General features: G+C 68.0%; 16 protein-coding genes. 6 read left to right on the top strand and 10 right to left on the bottom strand.

Annotated elements, in window-relative coordinates; all coding sequences use genetic code 11:
- Positions 1-37: 37 nt before the first annotated feature.
- Positions 38-259 (bottom strand): DUF2188 domain-containing protein, encoded by a 222-nt coding sequence (locus ACREYQ_RS25230; protein WP_432260717.1) that lies wholly within the window; start codon positions 257-259, stop codon positions 38-40.
- Between the two features lie 173 nt (positions 260-432).
- Here ACREYQ_RS25230 and ACREYQ_RS25225 point away from each other — a divergent pair, with 173 nt between their 5' ends.
- Positions 433-741, top strand: a complete 309-nt coding sequence (locus tag ACREYQ_RS25225) for a hypothetical protein (protein ID WP_432260716.1) — start codon at positions 433-435, stop codon at positions 739-741.
- A 55-nt stretch (positions 742-796) separates the two neighbouring features.
- Here the strand turns inward: ACREYQ_RS25225 and ACREYQ_RS25220 are convergent, their stop codons facing one another.
- From ACREYQ_RS25220 to ACREYQ_RS25205, 4 genes are all read right to left on the bottom strand, one after another.
- Entirely contained in the window at positions 797-2,155 is a 1,359-nt protein-coding gene (locus ACREYQ_RS25220) for an MFS transporter (RefSeq protein ID WP_432260715.1), read from the bottom strand.
- 140 nt (positions 2,156-2,295) lie between these two features.
- Positions 2,296-2,520 (bottom strand): DUF2783 domain-containing protein, encoded by a 225-nt coding sequence (locus ACREYQ_RS25215; protein ID WP_432260714.1) that lies wholly within the window; start codon positions 2,518-2,520, stop codon positions 2,296-2,298.
- Between the two features lie 33 nt (positions 2,521-2,553).
- Positions 2,554-4,293 carry an FAD-dependent oxidoreductase gene (locus ACREYQ_RS25210; RefSeq protein ID WP_432260713.1) on the bottom strand — a complete coding sequence of 580 codons (1,740 nt, stop codon included), beginning with the start codon at positions 4,291-4,293 and terminating at the stop codon, positions 2,554-2,556.
- A 53-nt stretch (positions 4,294-4,346) separates the two neighbouring features.
- Complete coding sequence (locus ACREYQ_RS25205; protein WP_432260712.1) at positions 4,347-5,306, bottom strand: MBL fold metallo-hydrolase; 960 nt, start codon at positions 5,304-5,306, stop codon at positions 4,347-4,349.
- A gap of 326 nt (positions 5,307-5,632) precedes the next feature.
- Here ACREYQ_RS25205 and ACREYQ_RS25200 point away from each other — a divergent pair, with 326 nt between their 5' ends.
- Positions 5,633-6,454 carry an IclR family transcriptional regulator gene (locus tag ACREYQ_RS25200; RefSeq protein WP_432260711.1) on the top strand — a complete coding sequence of 274 codons (822 nt, stop codon included), beginning with the start codon at positions 5,633-5,635 and terminating at the stop codon, positions 6,452-6,454.
- Positions 6,451-7,281 carry an IclR family transcriptional regulator gene (locus tag ACREYQ_RS25195; RefSeq protein ID WP_432260710.1) on the top strand — a complete coding sequence of 277 codons (831 nt, stop codon included), beginning with the start codon at positions 6,451-6,453 and terminating at the stop codon, positions 7,279-7,281. Before ACREYQ_RS25200 ends, ACREYQ_RS25195 begins: the two co-directional genes overlap by 4 nt.
- A 21-nt stretch (positions 7,282-7,302) precedes the next feature.
- On the opposite strand, the gene ACREYQ_RS25190 is transcribed toward ACREYQ_RS25195, so the two are convergent.
- The gene (locus ACREYQ_RS25190; protein WP_432260709.1) at positions 7,303-8,283 is read right to left on the bottom strand and encodes a Bug family tripartite tricarboxylate transporter substrate binding protein; all 981 of its coding nucleotides are present in this window, start codon (positions 8,281-8,283) and stop codon (positions 7,303-7,305) included.
- A gap of 124 nt (positions 8,284-8,407) precedes the next feature.
- On the bottom strand, positions 8,408-10,381 hold the full coding sequence (locus tag ACREYQ_RS25185) for a hybrid sensor histidine kinase/response regulator (protein ID WP_432260708.1): 1,974 nt from the start codon (positions 10,379-10,381) through the stop codon (positions 8,408-8,410).
- Positions 10,382-10,665: 284 nt separating this feature from the next.
- Between ACREYQ_RS25185 and ACREYQ_RS25180 the strand changes: the two genes are divergently transcribed.
- Genes ACREYQ_RS25180 through ACREYQ_RS25170 form a run of 3 tightly spaced genes read left to right on the top strand, consistent with a single transcriptional unit; the run spans position 10,666 to position 12,655 of the window.
- On the top strand, positions 10,666-11,430 hold the full coding sequence (locus tag ACREYQ_RS25180) for a helix-turn-helix domain-containing protein (RefSeq protein WP_432260707.1): 765 nt from the start codon (positions 10,666-10,668) through the stop codon (positions 11,428-11,430).
- A gap of 1 nt (position 11,431) precedes the next feature.
- The gene (flhD, locus tag ACREYQ_RS25175; protein ID WP_432260706.1) at positions 11,432-11,785 is read left to right on the top strand and encodes a flagellar transcriptional regulator FlhD; all 354 of its coding nucleotides are present in this window, start codon (positions 11,432-11,434) and stop codon (positions 11,783-11,785) included.
- Between the two features lie 27 nt (positions 11,786-11,812).
- Entirely contained in the window at positions 11,813-12,655 is an 843-nt protein-coding gene (locus ACREYQ_RS25170; RefSeq protein WP_432260705.1) for a hypothetical protein, read from the top strand.
- Positions 12,656-12,667: 12 nt separating this feature from the next.
- On the opposite strand, the gene gabD is transcribed toward ACREYQ_RS25170, so the two are convergent.
- The 3 genes from gabD to ACREYQ_RS25155 all read right to left on the bottom strand — a co-directional run bounded on the left by gabD (position 12,668) and on the right by ACREYQ_RS25155 (position 15,960).
- Positions 12,668-14,116 (bottom strand): NADP-dependent succinate-semialdehyde dehydrogenase, encoded by a 1,449-nt coding sequence (gabD, locus tag ACREYQ_RS25165; protein WP_432260704.1) that lies wholly within the window; start codon positions 14,114-14,116, stop codon positions 12,668-12,670.
- 295 nt (positions 14,117-14,411) lie between these two features.
- Positions 14,412-14,630: a hypothetical protein gene (locus ACREYQ_RS25160; RefSeq protein WP_432260703.1), complete on the bottom strand. Its 219-nt coding sequence runs from the start codon at positions 14,628-14,630 to the stop codon at positions 14,412-14,414.
- 103 nt (positions 14,631-14,733) lie between these two features.
- Positions 14,734-15,960, bottom strand: coding sequence for an AI-2E family transporter (locus ACREYQ_RS25155; RefSeq protein WP_432260702.1), 1,227 nt, complete (start codon positions 15,958-15,960; stop codon positions 14,734-14,736).
- Between the last annotated feature and the right edge of the window lie 148 nt (positions 15,961-16,108).

Below are 16,108 nucleotides of genomic sequence, written 5' to 3'. Positions count from 1 at the left end.
CGGGGTGCGGACTGACCAACGCAGCGCGCGTGGAAGATCAGCCCGGAATGGCGCGCGGATCGTGGCCGAAGCTGTTGCGCGCCCGGATCTGGCCGTCGCGGCCGTGGATCAGCAGTTCGACATGTTCGCGCTGCGCCTGAATGGCGCCGGCCGCGACGGCTTCTTCCTGCGTGGCATGGTGCGATTCAGCGTAGCGCGCGCCTTCGTGGATGACATCCCAGCCCTCGTTGTGCGGGACGACGTGTATGTTGCTGCCCATGTTGGGTCTCCTCGAAGATCGGTGCTTTTATTGTGGTCGATCTGCGCGCGCTGTCTATCCGGCGGCGTCTGACAGGCGCAAAGCGCATCAGGTTCCACTTTTCGATGGAAATCCCTGGTTATTTGTCGGGCCTCTTGTAAGCTGGACTTGGATCGCAAACAGAGGAGCGAACCATGCGAGCAAGATTTGCCAGGGGGCTGACGCAGTCGCCGGTGACCGTGGTGGCCCGGGCGTTCGACGGAGAAGCGGTGCGCAATCCCCAGGTGGGCGACCTGGTGACGGTATATAGCCAGGATCAGGACACCGAATTCAATATCCGCTTGTGCGAGGCCGTCGAGCCCGGCCACTGGCGCGGCGTGGTCTACGCGATCGGCCGCGGACAGGACGTGCTGGTCACGGCCGAAGGGCTGGAGATCGACGACGTGGTCGAGGTAATGCGCGAGGAAATCGCCTCCGTCATCCCCTGCGCCCGGTCCCACTGAACGCCGCACCCCGCGGGTGCGGACATTCCGGTTTTGAAGACGCCTGTGGCCCGGTTCAGGCCTGCCGCGCGGGCTGTCTTGGCACGCCCAGCCACATCGCCAGCCCGCTGGCCAGCAGCAGCGCCGCCAGCAGGTAGAGCGCATGGTCCAGGCTGCCGGTCTGGGTCTTGATCTGCCCGATCACCCACGGGCTGACAATGCCGCTGGTGATGCCGATGCTGCTGATGAAGGCGATGCCCGCCGCCGCGCCCGCGCCCGGCAGGTAGCTGGGCGGCAGCGACCAGAACACCGGCAGCGCGGCAAAGATCAGCACCGCGGCCACCGACAGGATGGCCAGCATCAACGCCAGGCTGGGCAGGTGCAGCGTCAGCGCCGCCAGGGCTAGCGCGCCGCCTGCCGTGCACAGCAGGAAGTGGCGGTGGCGCTCGCCGGTGCGGTCGGAATGGCGCGCGATCAGGATCAGGCCGACCGCGCCCACCGCATTGGGCACGACTGAATACAGGCTGACCGACACCACGTCCGTGATGCCGAAGTCGCGGATCATCAGTGGCATCCAGAAGCTCAGTGCCAGCGAACCGCAGGTCAGCGAAAAATAGATGAAGGCGAACAGGTACACGCGCGGGTTGCGCAGCACCTGGCGCAGCGCCTGCAGCGAATGGCCGCCGGCATGCGCCTGCGCGGCGGTGTCACGCGCCAGGTGGGCGCGTTCGCCGTCGGTCAGCCAGCTGGCTTGCTGCGGGCCGTCCACCAGCCAGCGCGCGGCCACCAGACCCAGCAGCACCGCGGGCGCGCCCTCGATCGCAAACATCCACTTCCAGCCCTGCAGGCCGAGCACGCCGGCCATGTCGCGCATGATCCAGCCCGACACCAGCCCGCCCAGCACGCCCGCCACCGCCACGCCGGCAAAGAAGATCGCCATCACCGCGGCACGCCGGCGCGCCGGGAACCAGTAGGTCAGGTAGAGCACGATGCCGGGGAAGAAGCCGGCCTCGAATACGCCCAGCAGGAAGCGCAGCGCGTAGAACTGGGTGGGCGTGGAAACGGCCATCATCGCCACCGAAGCCACACCCCACAGCACCATGATGCGCGTGAACGTATGGCGCGCACCGAAACGCGCCAGCAGCATGTTGCTGGGCACCTCGCACAGCACGTAGCCGACGTAGAAGACCGCGGCGCCCAGGCCGTACATGGCGTCGCTAAAGCCCAGGTCCTGCTTCATCTGCAACTGGGCGAAGCCGATGTTGATGCGGTCCAGGAACGACACCACGTAGCAGACGAACAGGAACGGGATGATGCGCAGCCAGACCTTGCGGTAGAGCGCGTCCTCATCGGGCGCAGCCAGCGCGGGAAGGGGCTGGGCGGGGGGCGTCAGGCTGGATAGGGACGAAAGATCCCCTGAGACCGGATGGCTCATGAACGTTGTCTCCGTACGGTGTTGGCTGCGGCGGCGGGCAGCCGGCGGGTGCCGCCAGCGGGCCGCGTCTGGCGCGCGTTGGCCCGGGATGGTTTGAGAAAAACGCGGCGCCGGTGCGGCCTGGCCGCACCGGCGTCAGGTCAGGCTGGCGTCGTGGCCGGCATGGCGGCCACGCCTTCGCGCGCGGCGGCGATGGCGGCAAGCAGCACGTCGTGGTCGCCGATATGGTTGGCCAGCAGCAGGATCAGCTGCGCGTTGGCGGCCTGGCTCCGGGCGTCGTCGAGGTCGCGGTGCATGTCGATCAGCGCTTCGTAGAAGTCGTCGGGCCGCGCCAGGTTAGGCTGGGTATTGAGCGAATTGGGCATGAAAGTCTCCGCGGTGCAGGGATCTGGCCGGTCTCAGGCGGCCATGCGGCCAGGCTGCGGTGCTTGCAGGTCGGCGCCGGTGGCGCGCGCCAGCGCAGTGCGGATCGCGGCCGGGTCGGGGCGGTGCCAGCGGGCGCAGACGTGCTGGTCCGGGCGGATCAGGTAGCAGGTGCCGGGAGTGGCGCCGTAGCGCGCCGCGGCCAGTCCCTCGTGATCGCGCAGAACGGTGGCGTCGGTGCAGCTCGGCGCCGGCTCCGTGGCCTCGGTCACATAGACCAGCTGCAATGGCACACCCGCGTGCTTCAGCGCGGCGAGCTCGCCCGGCGTGCCGGCATCGATCGCATCGGGATTGCCGAACACCAGCAACGTGAAATCTCCGCCCAGGTGCGACAGCAGCCATCCCGCGCCGTGCGCGCCGGATACCGGGGCGTCGCAGCAGACGGCGCCGGGCACCATGTTGCCGGCATAGCCTTGCGGTTCGTCGTTGGTGTTCAGCGGCGAATCCTGCAGCACCGCGGGCACCGACAATCGTCCGCTGTTGACCAGGGTGCGCGCAAACGCATGGCGCTTGGACAGCGTCAGCACCGCATCGCGGAACACGCGGCTCACCGCGCTCTTGGGCGTGATGAAGTCGGTGGAGCGGGTGGAGTTGCGGATATTCTCGTCGGCGGCGTATTCGCGCTCGCTGGCGTAGGTGTCCAGCAGCTTGTCGCAGGCCTGGCCCTGCAGCACGCAGGCCAGCTTCCAGGCCAGGTTCTCCGCGTCCTGGATGCCGCTGTTGGCGCCGCGCGCGCCGAATGGCGACACGCCGTGCGCGGCATCGCCGGCAAACAGGATATTGCCATGGCGGAAACTGTCCATGCGCAGGCACGAAAAGGTGTAGACGCTGACCCATTCCAGCTCGAACTTCACGTCCTTGCCCAGCAGTGCCTGCACCCGCGGGATCACGCGCTCCGGCGTTTTCTCCAGCACCGGGTCGGCATCCCAGCCCAGCTGGAAGTCGATGCGCCAGACATTGTCCGGCTGGCGGTGCAGCAGCACCGACTGGTTGGGGTGGAAGGGCGGGTCGAACCAGAACCAGCGCTCGGCCGGGAAGTCCGCTTCCATCTTCACATCGGCAATCAAGAAGCGGTCGCGGAAGGTGCGGCCCTTGCTGTCCAGGCCCAGCAGCTTGCGCATCGGGCTGCGCGAACCGTCGGCGGCCACCACGTAGCGCGCGGCCAGCGGATAGCAGCCTTCGGGGGTTTCGACGGTCAGCACCACGCTGGCATCGCCCGTGCCGCGCTGCTCCAGCCCGACCACCTTGTTGTGCCAGCGGATCTCGATATTGGGCAGCGCCTGCGCGCGCTCCAGCAGGAAGCCTTCGACGTAGTACTGCTGCAGGTTGATAAAGGCCGGGCGGCGGTGGCCGCTCTCGGGCAGCAGATCAAAGCTGTAGACCTGCTCGTCGCGCAGGAACACCCTGCCGACATGCCAGCCTACGCCCTTGTCGACCATGCGCTCGCCGCAGCCCAGCCGGTCGAAGATATCCAGTGTGCGCTTGGAAAAACAGATCGCGCGCGACCCGGTGGACAGCGTGCAGTCGTCGTCCACCAGCACCACGCGCACGCCGCGCTGCGCCAGGTCGATGGCGGTGGCCAGCCCGACCGGGCCGGCCCCGACCACGACCACCGGATGCACCGCGGCGGGCGCGGCTGCAGCGGATTGCCCGGCGCGCTGTTCCGCGCAGGGCTGGTATGCGAACGACAGCCGCTGGTAGTCGATGCTGCTCATGCTTGTGTCTCCATCCACCTTGTTGCTCTGTTGCCGGTTCGGTTCTGCTTGCTTCAGTCCTGCAGCGCGGCCCACATTTCCTTGTCGCGCTGGGCCGTCCAGATGCGCGGATGGCGCACCCCGGCGGCCTCGTCGTAGGCACGCGAGACATCGAAGGGCAGGCAGTGCTCGTAGATGAAGACGTGGCCGAACTTGGGGTCCATGGCGCGGCGCGTGTGCGCCATCGCGGCCTTCAGGTCGAGCTTTTCGGCCACGGCTTCCTTGCCGGCCTGGAACAGGGTGGAGACAAAGTCCTTGGTGTAGGCGATGCCTTGCTTCACTTCCTCGGGCGTGGTCAGCGCGGGTCCGCGGCCGGGGACCAGCTTTTCGGGGTTGAGCGCCTGCAGGGCGTCCAGCGTGGCCGGCCATTGCTCCAGCTGGGCGTCGCCGCAGTAGCAGGCAGCGTCGTACTCGACCAGGTCGCCCGAGAACAGCACTTTCTGCTGTGGCAGCCAGACCACGGTATCGCCCTTGGTATGACCCGAACCCAGGTGGGCGATGCGCACTTCCAGCTTGCCCAGGAACAGCGTGATTTCCTTGTCGAACACCAGCGTCGGCCAGGTCAGGCCGGGCACGGTCTCCACGCCGGCGAACAGGCGCGGGAAGCGCTCGATCTCGGACTTCATGTCGGCCTCGCCGCGCTCGACGATCATCTCGTAGGTGCCGCGGCTGGCGATGACCTGCTGCGCGCCCTCGGCAAAGTAGGCCGATGCGCCCAGCACGCGCACCGCGTGGTAGTGCGACAGCACCACGTACTTGATCGGCTTGTCGGTGATGGTGCGGATGCGCGCGATCAGGTCCTGCGCCATCGCCGGGGTGGCGGTGGTGTCGACGATCAGCACGCCGTCGTCGCCGATGACCACGCCCGAGTTGGGATCGCCTTCGGCGGTGTAGGCCCAGGCGTTTTCGGACAGCTGGGTAAAGGTGACTTGCTTGGCTTCCAGGTCGGCCTGCGATGCGAATGCCTTGGACATGGCGTCTTTCCTCTGTGTGGGGAGGCGAGACGGCACCGGCAGGGCACGATGGCTGCGTTGCGCTGGCTGCGCGTGCTGTCTCGCCCCCGTTCGTATGAATGCTAGGGATGTCTCGCGACGCGGTTGCGCCGTGTTGCGACGGGGTAGTGCAATCTTAGGAAACGTTCGAAAATTAATCAATAGCGAAATGATTCGTCTATGACAAATAATTAAGGTGAGTGGCGAACGCGTTCCAGATATGCCGAAACTCGCGGGTAAACCCTTGCTCGTGTAGCTTCGGGAGGCGTTCGATTAATATCCGGGGTTTCCGATCACACTGGATGGCAATGGCCAGACGCAAGGCTGGGGAAGCAGCACAGGCAGGCGAGCCCGCGGCGCGTGCCGACAAGGCACAGCGCGGCATCCAGAGCGTGGAGGTGGGCGGGCGCCTGCTGGCGGCGCTGGCCGCTGCGCGCGCGCCGTTGGCGCTGGCCGCGCTGGCCGACGCCGCGCAACTGGCGCCGGCCCAGGCGCATGCCTACCTGGTCAGCCTGACACGGCTGGGCCTGATCAAGCGCGACCACCTGTCGGGCCGCTACGAGCCCGGGCCGCTGTCGCTGCGGCTGGGCATGCTGCAACTGGAGCAGGACCCTGCCTGGCGCGCCGCGTTGCCGCGGGTGGATGCGCTGGCGCAGGCCCTGGGCTTCAGCGTGGCGACGAGCCTTGCCGGGCCGCAGGGCCCGACCATCGTGCGCTATGTGCCGGCCAGCGCGCCACTGCACGTCAATCTGCACGTGGGCACGGTGATGGCGTTGTCCGCTACCGCCACCGGGCGCGTGTTCTGCGCCTTCCAGCCGCCGGCGCTGTGGCAGCCGTTGTGGCGCGCGCAGCAGCCGGATGCGACCGAGTCCGACCTGGCCGCCTTCGGCGCCAGGCTGGCTGAGATCCGCGCACGCGGCATCGAGCGCAGCATCGACACCCCCAGTCCGGCGGTCAGCAGCCTCAGCGTGCCGGTGCTGGACGCAGCGGGAGCGCTGCGGCTCGTGCTGACGCTGGTGGGTTCGACCGGTGCCATCGACGTGGACTGGCGTGGCGCGGCGGCGCAGGCCCTGCTGGCTGCGGCGGCCGACATCGGCGCCGCGCTGCGCGAAGCACAGGAGCCGTTATGAACAGCGCTACAGAAGCCCGGCAAGACCTGGAAGGCGGCAAGCCGCAGCGCGGCATCCAGTCGCTGGACAGCACCGGACAGTTGCTGGGCGCATTGGTGGCTGCCGGCCGGCCGCTGGCGCTGCGCGACCTGGCGCTGGCCGCGGGCATGCCGCCGGCCAAGGCGTTCCCGCATCTGGTCAGCCTGCAGAAGACCGGCCTGCTGGCGCGCGATGCGGCGGGCAACTACCTGTGCGGACCCCTGGCGCTGGAGCTGGGACTGATTGCGCTGCAGCGGCTGTCGCCGACGCGCGAGGCGGAACCGGAGGTGATCGAGCTGGCCGGCGCCACGGGCCTGAGCGTGGCCATGGCGGTGCTGGGGCCGCTGGGGCCGACGGTGGTCCGGCTGGAGGAATCGGCGCGGCCGCAGCACGTGAGCCTGCGCGTGGGCACGGTGCTGTCGCTGGTCCATACCGCCATCGGCCGCACTGCGGCGGCCTGGCTGCCGGCCAACGTGCTGGCGGGCCTGCTGGAAAAAGATGAGCTGCGCATGGCCGGCACCGCCGCGGCGGAAGTGCTTGCGCCCGGCGGCAAGCTGGCGCCGGCCTACGCCGGCGGCCTGGCTCAGGTGCGCGCGGCCGGGCTCGACAATGCGCTGAGCCACCCGGTGCCGGGCATCGACACGCTGGCGGCGCCGGTGTTCGACCATACCGGCAGCCTGGCGCTGGTGATCGCGGTGATGGGTTCCAGCGGCAGCTTCGACAGCAGCACCGAAGGTACCACCGCCGCGCTGCTGAGGCAGGCGGCGCGCCGGCTGTCGTGGCGCTTCGGCGCGCCGGACGCGGCCTGAGTCAGGCCATCGGTCGGGCTATCAGTTGTCCAGCTTGATATTGGCCGACTTGATCAGGCTGTCCCACTTTTCGTACTGCGCCCGGATATAGCTGCCGAACTGTGCCGGCGTCGCGGGGAAGGGCACGGTGCCCTGGCTGGCGAGCCTGGCAACCATTTCCGGCTGCTTCAGCGCCGCCACGATCTCGCCGTTGAGGCGGTCGATCACTACCTTGGGCGTGCCAGCCGGCGCGGCCACGCCGAACCACGCGGTCAGTTCGTAGCCGGGCACGCCGGCGGCGGCCAGCGTCGGCACGCCCGGGAGCTGGTCCGATGGCTTCTGCGTGGTCACCGCCAGCGCGCGCACGCGACTGTCGCGGATATACGGCAGCGCGGTCGAGACGCTGTCGAACATCATGGTGATGCGCCCGCCGATCAGGTCCGTCATCGACGCGGCGCTGCCCTTGTATGGAATGTGCGTGATATTGACGCCGGCCAGGTGCGTGAACAGCTCGCCCGCCAGGTGCGACGACGAGCCGTTGCCGAACGAGCCGTAGGTCAGCTTGCCCGGTTCCTTGCGCGCCAGCGCCAGCAGTTCCGGCACGTTGTGCGCCGGCACGCTGGGATGCACCACCAGCACATTGGGCAGGTAAGCGACCGAAGCGACCGGTGCGAAGTCCTTCAGCGGATCGTAGCCGGGCTTGTCATAGAGGCTCTTGTTCACCGCCAGCGAGCCGAAGGTGCCGAACAGCAGCGTGTAGCCGTCGGCCGGTGCGCGCGCCACGGCGATGGCCGCCAGGTTGCCGCCGGCGCCAGGCCGGTTGTCGATTACCACCGGCTGGTGCAGCCGCAGCGACAGCGCGTTGCCGATCTCGCGCGCGAGCAGGTCGGTGGCGCCGCCGGGCGGGAAGGGCACCACCAGCCGCACCGGCTTGTCGGGATAGTCCGCCAGCGCGGTACCGCCGGCGGTGGCCGCCAACGCAAACAGCAGCCCTGCGGCTGCGCGCCTGATCCAACCCTGCATCGCTGTCTCCTTTCTGTGGTCTGTTGCGATGGAATGGGCCATAGAGCCCATGGCCCTAGTGTGTCGCAGGGGCGGCGGGCGCGTGTTTGGGATTGACGAAGGTCGCGTTCGGGGCTGCGGCTGGTCAGTCCGGCCGGCGCAGCCGCGCAATTGTGGCGAACAGCGTTTCCAGCTCCACCGGCTTGACCAGGTGCGCGTCGAAACCGGCTGCCTCGGTGTGCTGCCGGTCCGCGGGCAGGCCGAAGCCGGTCAGCGCCACGAAGCGCGTCAACTCGGTGCCGGCCACGCCGCGCATGGCGCGCACCACCTCGAAGCCGTCCATGCCGGGCATGGCCAGGTCGATCAGCGCGATATGCGGACGGCAGCGCGGGGCCACGTGCAGGGCTTCGGCACCGTCATAGGCAATGGTCACCTCGTGGCCGCACATCTCCAGCAGCATGGCCAGGCTGTCGGCGGCGTCGCGGTTGTCGTCGACCAGCAGGATGCGCTGTGCCTGCAGCTTCGGCGTGCCCGGGCCTGGCGCCTGCTGTGCCGGGCCGTGGACCGCGTCGGCCTGGTGCGCGGCCGGCAGCGGCAGGCGCACGGTAAAGGTGCTGCCCAGCCCCGGCCCGGCGCTGGCGGCAGCGATCGTGCCGCCATGCAGCTCCACCAGCGACCGGCACAGCGACAGGCCGATGCCGAGCCCGCCGTGCACATCCGTGCCCGGCCGGCTTTCCTGCACGAACAGGTGGAAGATGTCCTCGGTGGCGCGGGGGGCGATGCCGCGGCCCTGGTCGATGACCCGGACCTCCAGTGTGCGGTTCTGGACCGTGGCGGCAATTACCACGACCGTGCCCGGCGGCGAGAACTTCGACGCATTGAGCACCAGGTTCTGCATGACCTGCACCAGCCGCGTCTTGTCGGCATCCATGCGGATCGGCCCGGCCGGGTTCTGCACGTCCACGCGCTGTGCCTTGGCATCGAGCACGGGCCGGGCCCCTTCGATGGCGAGCGCAAGGATGTCGTTGAACTGGACCGGCCCGGTGCGCAGTTCGATCCGGCCGGAGGTGATGCGCCCGATATCGAGCAGGTCGTCCACCAGCCGGCTCAGGTGAGCCACCTGGCGCTCGATCAGGCCCAGGCTCTTGTTTGCCAGCGCTCCATCTTCCGGTGCGAGCCGCATTGCAGTCAGCGCACTGCGCACCGGCGCCAGCGGATTGCGCAGCTCATGCGAAAGCGTGGCGAGGAATTCGTTCAGGCGCTGGCTGGAGCGTTCCAGTTCCTCGCGGCGGCGGCGTTCGCTCATGTCGCGCGTCACCTTGGCAAAGCCGCGCAGCGCGCGCGATTCGTCGTAGATCGCGGTCAGGGTGACATTGGCCCAGAACAGCGAACCGTCCTTGCGCACCCGCCAGCCTTCGTCCTCGACGCGCCCGGCGCGGCGCGCCAGGTCCAGGAGCCGTTCCGGTTTGCCCGCGGCAAGGTCTTCCCGCGGGTAGAACACCGAGAAATGCCGGCCGATGATCTCGTCGCGGCGGTAACCCTGGATATACGATGCGCCGGAATTCCAGCTGACGATACGGCCGCCGGGATCGAGCATGAAGATCGCGTAATCCTTGACGCCCTCCACCAGCAGGCGCAGCGTTTCCTCGCTCTCGCGCAGCGCCTCGGCGGCGCGGCGCTGGTCGGTCAGGTCCCGCGTGACTTTGCCGAAGCCGATCAGCCGGCCGTCGGCGTCCCGCAGGGCGGTAATGACGACGTTGGCCCAGAAGCGGGTGCCGTCCTTGCGCACGCGCCAGCCTTCGTCCTCGAACCGGCCCAGTTCGGCGGCGGCTTTGAGCTCGGCTTCGGGCCAATGCCGGGCGACCGCGTCGGGCGTGTAGAACTGCGAGAAGTGCTTGCCCAGGATCTCGTCTCGCTGATACCCCTTGATGCGCGCCGCACCCTTGTTCCAGCTGGAGACATGGCCGTCGACGTCGAGAGTGAAGATGGCGTAGTCCTGGATGGCTTCCACCAGCGTCCGATAGGGTGTATCCGCCGCCTGACGGTCGTCCTGGCCGCCAGCGCCGGGGCCGTGCGCGCTTCCGGCTTGCGGTTGCGGATCGTCGGGGCATCTGGTCATGGTTGGTCCGGGGCGCGTGTGCCCGCGTGAGCCAGCGCCTTTGATCCTGATGGTGCTGTAAGCATACCCCTGCGGCTGCCTTGCAGGGCAAATACGCATCCGGCCAATGCAGCAAGCCGCTGTCGGGAGGCGTCCTCAGAGTCAGAAGGTTCCTTGCCGCAAATCAGAATGTACGGATTGTCTGGCCGGGCCGGCTCCCTAGAATGGGCGCACAGGGGTTCTCAGCGATTCCATTCACAGCGCCAATGACACAGTCCGACCAACGCCGCCCGCGGCACAATGCCATGCCGTGCAGCACCGGTTGCCAGATGGCCGGCGGCTGCCCGGACTGCGGACAGCGGCGCCATGGCTGCCAGCCAGCCGGCGCCGAGCCGGGGCAGCGCTCGGTCCGGCTGCGCAAGGGCGAATTCCTGTACCTGCTGGGCGACCCGGTAACCGCGCTGTATGCCATCCGTGCCGGCACCCTCAAGACCCATGTCACGACCGAGGACGGACGCACCCAGGTGGTCGGCTTCCACTTTCCCGGCGACATGGTCGGACTGGATAGCCTGGCAGGCCTGCGCTACGCGTCTTACGCCACCGCACTGGAAGACACCAAGCTGTGCCAGTTCCCGGTGGATGCGCTGCGCCATGCGGCGGCCAGCCTGCCGCCGCTCGGCAACCGGCTGTTCCTGGCCCTGGACGCCCAGCTACGGCATGCGCGGGCGCTGCAGACCATGCTGGCGCTGATGACTGCCGAAGAGCGGCTGGTGACCTTCCTGCTGTGGCTGGCCGACGGCTTTGCGGCGCGTGGCTTCTCGTCCTCGGAATTCGTGTTGCGCATGAGCCGGGAAGAGATCGGCAGCTATATCGGCCTGACGCTGGAAACGGTGAGCCGGCAATTCTCGCGGCTGGCGGAGGTCGGACTGATCGGGGTGCGGCACCGGACCATCACGCTGCGCGACAAGCACGCGCTGCGGGCCATCGCCGGGCGCCCCATGATCCTGGCCCATGCGCCCGCGCCTGGACTGTTCATGGCAATTGACGAAGCACGTCTGGCGCAAGGCTGACATGAAGCATGCAAGGCAAGCCGGGCCGGCCGGCAAGGACCATGGCCAGGGGCCCGACAGCGACAGCCTTCGGGAGATCAAGGCGCTGAACCTGTCCTACCTGCTGCTGGCGCAGCGGCTCATGCGCGAGAACGAGGCCGAGGCCCTGTTCCGGCTGGGGATCGACCGCGATGTCGGCCGCGTGCTGGTGTCCCTGACACCGCCGCAGATGTTGGCGCTGGCGCGCTCCCACCTGGTGCTGTGCCGCTTCCGGCTGGACGACGGCATGCTGTTGGCCGCATTGACCAGGGCCGAGCCGCCGCACGTCCTGCAAAGCCTGCATGCCGCCATTGTCATGGCTACGCGGCGGGCATAGAACACGACTTCAGCAATCAGAGGGTATATGACTGGCAATGCGACAACACATGTCGACCTGAAGCGGATGGCGATGGCCGCCGACCGCCGGGGCGCCTTCCTGCCCGCGGCAACCCGGAGGGAAATCGTCGGCACACTGCAGATGCAGGATATCGTCCTGGCGCTGGGTGCCGAAGCCGGGGAGCAGCGCTGCATCGAAGCCGGCCTGGAAGTGCTGGCCATGGCCGGGCGCCCGCCCGCGCGTGCCGTGGTGTCGGTGGGGCACGGGCGGCAGCCGGCGCTGGATTTCTACGTCGATGCCGACGCGCAGACCTGTTGCGAACTGGACAGCGCACTGCAGCAGGCCATCGCCAGCCGTTTCACCAGTGTGCTGCCGCCCGGGCTGGCGGTATCAGTGCTGCCGCTGGACGTCTACATGCGGGAGTCCACGGCCGCAGGCACGGCGTTCGAGGCGGAAGCCTTCCGCGCCTGTGCGCGCGAACTGCTGCTTCGCGGCGGCGAAATGCACCGGCGCCTCGCGGTCGTGTGCGCTTATCTTTCGGTGCTGCATGACGCGCAGGGCCTCGCCGAGCGCCTTGGCTACCTCGAGCAAAGCCTGCTGGACCAGGGCCAGGAGGCCCTGTCCTGGCGCTTGCGCCGGCACCGCAGTGTGGAAGGTCGGGCGCTGGCGCAGGCGCTGGAAGGCCTGTCCCGCGCCGCCGACGGGGCGCTGTATGAGTTTGGGACCCGCTACAGCTTCGAGCGGGCCAGCTACCAGCTCGAACAGATGCAACGCGTCCATGACCGGATCGCGCGGTTTCGGGACGCCTGCCGCCTGGCCGAGCCGTGGGCCGGACCCCGGCATGCCGCATGCGGGCACGCGGCGTGCTGAGGCCAGGCATCGTCAGATGCCGGCCATGCAGGTGTATTTGATGACCAGGTAATCGTCGATGCCGTAGTGCGAGCCTTCGCGGCCCACGCCCGATTGCTTGACGCCACCGAACGGCGCCACCTCGTTGGAGATCAGGCCCGTGTTCACGCCGACCATGCCGTACTCCAGCCGTTCGGACACGCGCCAGACCCGCCCCAGGTCGCGGGCGTAGAAGTAGCTGGCCAGCCCGAACTCGGTGTCGTTGGCCATGGCGACGACGTCGTCCTCGGTCTCGAAACGGAACAGCGGTGCGAGCGGGCCGAAGGTCTCCTCGCGCGCGACCAGCATGCCGGGGGCGACGTCGGCCAGCACGGTCGGCTGGAAGAAGGAATGCCCCAGCGCGTGGCGCTGGCCGCCCTGCAGCAGGCGGGCGCCCTTGCCGAGCGCGTCGGCGATATGTTCTTCCACCTTGGCCACGGCCTTGTCGTCGATCAGCGGGCCGATGCGCACGCCGTCATCCATGCCGTTGCCAACTTTGAGGGCCGCCACCGCCGCCACCAGCTTCTGCGCAAACGCGTCGTACACGCCCGACTGCACGTAGATGCGGTTGGCGCAGACGCAGGTCTGGCCGGCGTTGCGGTACTTCGACACGATTGCGCCTTCCACTGCCGCATCCAGGTCGGCATCGTCGAACACGATGAAGGGCGCATTGCCGCCCAGCTCCATCGACACCTTCTTGACGGTCGACGCGGTCTGCGCCATCAGCACGCGCCCGACCTCGGTCGAGCCGGTGAAAGTCAGCTTGCGCACCAGCGGATTACTGCTCATCTCGCCGCCAATCGCGCTGGCCGAGCCGGTCAGGACCGACAGCACGCCCGCCGGAATGCCGGCGCGCTCGGCCAGGGCCACCAGCGCCAGCGCCGTCAGCGGGGTCTGCGAGGCGGGTTTGAGCACCATGGTGCAGCCGACCGCCAGCGCCGGGCCCGCCTTGCGCGTGATCATGGCCGCCGGGAAGTTCCACGGCGTGATGGCCGCGCAGACACCCACCGGCTCCTTGGTCACGACAATGCGCTGATTGCTCACCGGGGCGGGAATGGTATCGCCATAGACCCGCTTGCCTTCCTCGGCAAACCATTCGATAAACGAGGCCGCGTAGGCGATCTCGCCGCGCGCCTCGGCGATCGGCTTGCCTTGCTCCGCGGTCATGATGCGCGCCAGGTCTTCCTGGCTGGCCAGGATCAGCGCGAACCATTTGCGCAGCAGCGCTGAACGTTCCTTGGCGGTGCGGGCGCGCCACGCCGGCAGCGCGCGGTTGGCGGCTTCGATGGCCTGGCGGGTTTCGTCTGCGCCCAGTTGCGGCACTTGGCCGACGCGCTCGCCGGTGGCGGGATTGGTCACATCGATGCGGCGCTCGCCATCGATCCAGCGGCCGTCGATATAGCACTGCTGCCGCAGCAGCGAGGAGTCCTGGAGGTTCAGCATGGTTGTCTCGGTGATGCCGGCCTGTGTGTGGCGCGGGTCTTTTTTGGGAGGCTGGGACAACGATTGTAATCCTGCCCCTAGGGGGTAATGCCGTTCAGTCAAGGTCTCAAGCCCTACCGTCATTCCCGCGCAGGCGCGAATCCAGCGTCTTTCACGTCCCCTTTGGGGATGAAGTCACTGGGTTCCCGCCTGCGCGGGAACGACAGTCGCCAACTGAACGGCATTAGCCCCCAGGGGGGAGCCGTTGCCGCGGCGCACGGCATCTACGGGCAGTACTTGCCACATCCGGCCGCGGCTACTGCCAACCGTCCGCATCCAGCCGCGTCCAGCGGTCCGGGACCTCGCCATCCTGCGATGCCAGCAAAAGCGTCTGGCCGCAGTGCTGGCATCTGTACACAAACGCATTGTGGCCGCTGGCGGTGCGCAGCGTTGCCGACATCACCAGTCTGGCGTGCGGCGGCACATGCCCAGGCCGGCCCAGCTGCGCGTCGCACAGGTCGCATAGAAATATCATTATTCTTCCCCCGCCCGATCCCCGGTGCACAAAATGCTGTGGCGCAGCATTCGCGTTTCCAGTATAGGGGCGGAAGGCTGGTTCCGTGGGCCGCGAGCGGCGGCTACTCGCCAAGGAACTCTGCCATCACCTGCAGGCCTTGAATGTGATCGGCAACCACCTTGACGCTGGTAATCAGCGGGATCGCAAGCAACATGCCCCACACCCCCCAGAGCCACGTGAGCAAAAGCAGTGCAACAAAGACCGCGACGGCGTTCATCCGGGCCATGCGGCCGGTCAACCAGGTGGTGATCACCGATCCGATCAGGGTGGCGATGAGCAGCGAGCCGCCCGCGGCCGCTGCCGCCATGCCAAGGGTGCCGAACTGCATGAATGTCACCATCCCCAGGCACGCTGCGACAGCCATGGCGCCAAAATAAGGCACCAGATGCAGCGCCGCTGCGGCGAGTGCCCAACTGCCGGCGTTGTCGACCCCAAGCCACTTCAACAGCAGCCAGGTACAGACGCCAAGGCCCGCGTTGGTCAGCAGCAATATTCCCATGTAGCGGCGGATGGAGTGGTTGACCTCGTCCAGCATATGCACGCTGATCTTCTTTTCCGAAATGGTGGTTCCCATCATCTTGATGAACTTGCGTTTGAAGGTATCGCCCGCGAGCATCAGGAAGTACAGCAGGAACACCACCACCACCGCCTGGCCGGCCATGGTGAAAATGCTGACCGAGCCGGCCAGCAGCATGTGGTCGATCTGGCCTGCCGACTGGTCCACCACCACATGCGTGCCGCGCGCCGGCGGCGGCTGGCCGGTGCCGCTGAGGACGGTGGCGGCGCGGCGTATTTTCTGCAGCATGGAGTCGCCGCCGCTCATCAGCGCCTCCACGGAGCGCGACAGCTTGCTGGCCATCTCAGGCAAGCTGTTGACGATGGACTCTACCTGCCCATGCAGCAGGTACGCGCCGCTGAGCAGGGCGCCCAGCAGGGCCAGAAGCACCACCGTGCCGGCCACGGCGCGCGGCAGGCCCAGCCGCTGCAGCGCACAGACCAGCGGATCCAGCAAATAGGCCAGCACAATCGCAATCACCACCGGAACCAGGAAGTCGCGCGCGATATGCATGGCGTACAGCGAAAAGAGTGTGGCCAACACCACCAGCGCCGTGCTGGCGCGATGCAGGGATGTGGTGACGGCATCGCCTGCGGTGACCGCAGTCGAGCCTGCCGTGGCTTCGGTCTCGGCGCCGGCCGGCAGATCTGCGCGCACGCCGGCCCCTTCCGCCGACGGGACATCTTGAACCGGGGGAATCGGCGAGGCAGCGGATTCGGGAATGGTCGACATAGCCGGGCGCCCTGGCAAAAAGGCCTGGCGCTGCTATGAAGATAGCTGGCTGGCAGTCGGCGGCTGTCGGACACCGCCGCGCGCCGATGTCAGACAAGCACGGCAGGCATTGCGCCGGCTGCTCGCGCGTGCCTTGAAAGCGACACCG

The sequence above is a fragment of the Cupriavidus sp. TMH.W2 genome (assembly GCF_050847365.1).
Classification (GTDB): Bacteria; Pseudomonadota; Gammaproteobacteria; order Burkholderiales; family Burkholderiaceae; genus Cupriavidus.
This window is presented reverse-complemented; position numbering and strand designations above follow the sequence as displayed.